Origin of the sequence: Calidithermus terrae (genome assembly GCF_003574345.1) — a bacterium.
GTDB classification, from domain to species: Bacteria; Deinococcota; Deinococci; order Deinococcales; family Thermaceae; genus Calidithermus; species Calidithermus chliarophilus.
Genome location: NZ_QXDL01000404.1, coordinates 1 through 1,535 on the forward strand (window position 1 = coordinate 1; position 1,535 = coordinate 1,535).

Genomic DNA, 1,535 nt, shown 5'->3' on the forward strand with positions numbered 1-1,535 from the left:
GGAGGGGCCAGCCGGAGCGGTGGAGGGGGGTGGTCAGGAATTCAGCGGCGGCCATCAGGGCGAGGCCCGGGAGGGCGGTGCCGAAGAGGGCGACCTGTCCCAGGAACAGCAGCACGTTGCTCAGCAGGCCGACGACGAATTGCGGGCCCGGCTGCCCGGCGCCCTCGAGCCACCCCAGCAGCCGGGGCAGGACGAAGTAGGGCAGCACGACCAGGGCCAGCAGGCCCCACCACAGCCCGCGCAGGCGCTTCGCCTCGCCGAGGGCCAAGCTGCCCAGGGCGCCCAGGCTCAGCGCGGAGGCGTAGAAGAGCACCGTCGCCACGCTGAGCTCGCCGTCGCCGCTCGAGGCCGTGCGGAAGGACCACAGCGCCGGGTGGTCCAGGAGGGCCTGCAGGCCGAAGGGCTCGCCCAGGCCCAGGCCGCGCTCGAGCGCCAGCCGGTACAGGCCCAGGAAGGCGGCCGTGCCCGCCGCGCTCAAGCCCGCGCCGAGCCAGGCCCGGCCGGTCCCGGTGAGCCCTTCGCGCAGCGAGAGGCGGACCGGGGCAGGCGCCGGGACCGAGGCCGGGTCGCACCAGGGGCAGGCGGCCAGGTGCCCGGCGTACCAGTGCCCCTTGGCCTTGGGGCACGGCCGCAGGCGCTCGTACTCGGCCTCCAGCGCCTGCTTCCACTGCGCGGCCGTGGGGCGGCCGCGGGCGACGGGGCGGAAGGCCCGCAGGAACAGCCGCCGCAGCGGGGCGGGGAGGACGCCGGGGCTAGGGGTGCCCACGCCCGGCTCGAGGCCCTCGAGCAGCGAGCGGCCCGCGCGGATGCCCTCCTCGGGGGTCTGCACGCCCTTGCCGGCGTAGGGGTGGCGGCCCTGCATCAAGAGCAGGAAGACCAGCACCGCCAAGGCGAAGGCGTCGTGCTCGGGGCGCAGGGTCACGCTGCTGTAGCTCTTGCCCTGGAGCTCGGGCGGGGTGTACTCGGGCTTCTGCACCCGGCAGTGGAACACCCGCCGCCCGGCCTGCACCTGGATGGAGTCGCAGTCCACCAGCGTGACCAGCCCGTCGCGCTGCACCAGGAAGTTGCTCTCGTTGAGGTCGCCCACCACGTAGCCCTTGGCGTGCAACTCCTCCAGCACCACCGCCAGGTTGTGCGCGACGGCCAGGCGGAACTTCCAGCTCAGGCCGCGCTTGCGGGCCTCGAGCGGGTGGTACACCTGGAAGAGCAGGGCGCTGTGCTCGAGCCGCAGCCGCGGCATCACGAAGCCCAGAAAGCGCCGCCCCTCGTCGTAGAGCAGCTCGAGGGGCCAGGCGAAGGCCACGTGCTGGGGCCCCTGCTTGGCGAAGGGGTCGTGGGGGGGGTTCTCCACCATGTGAAGGAGCTTCTGCTCGCGCTCGGCGGTGCGGTTGCGGGGCGCGTAGACCTTGGCCGCCCACTCCGCCTTGCCCTGCACCGCGTACACGTCGCCCTCCCCGCCCGAGCCCAGCTTCTGGGCCAGCAGCAGCGGCTCCCCCCGCCGGGTGTAGCAGCGCAGCACCGCGCCCTGGGCCGCC

Annotated in this window: 1 pseudogene; it reads right to left on the reverse strand. The window is 74.5% G+C overall.

The window, feature by feature from the left end:
- Positions 1-1,535 (reverse strand): annotated as a pseudogene (locus Mterra_RS21170) (hypothetical protein); the annotation flags it as partial.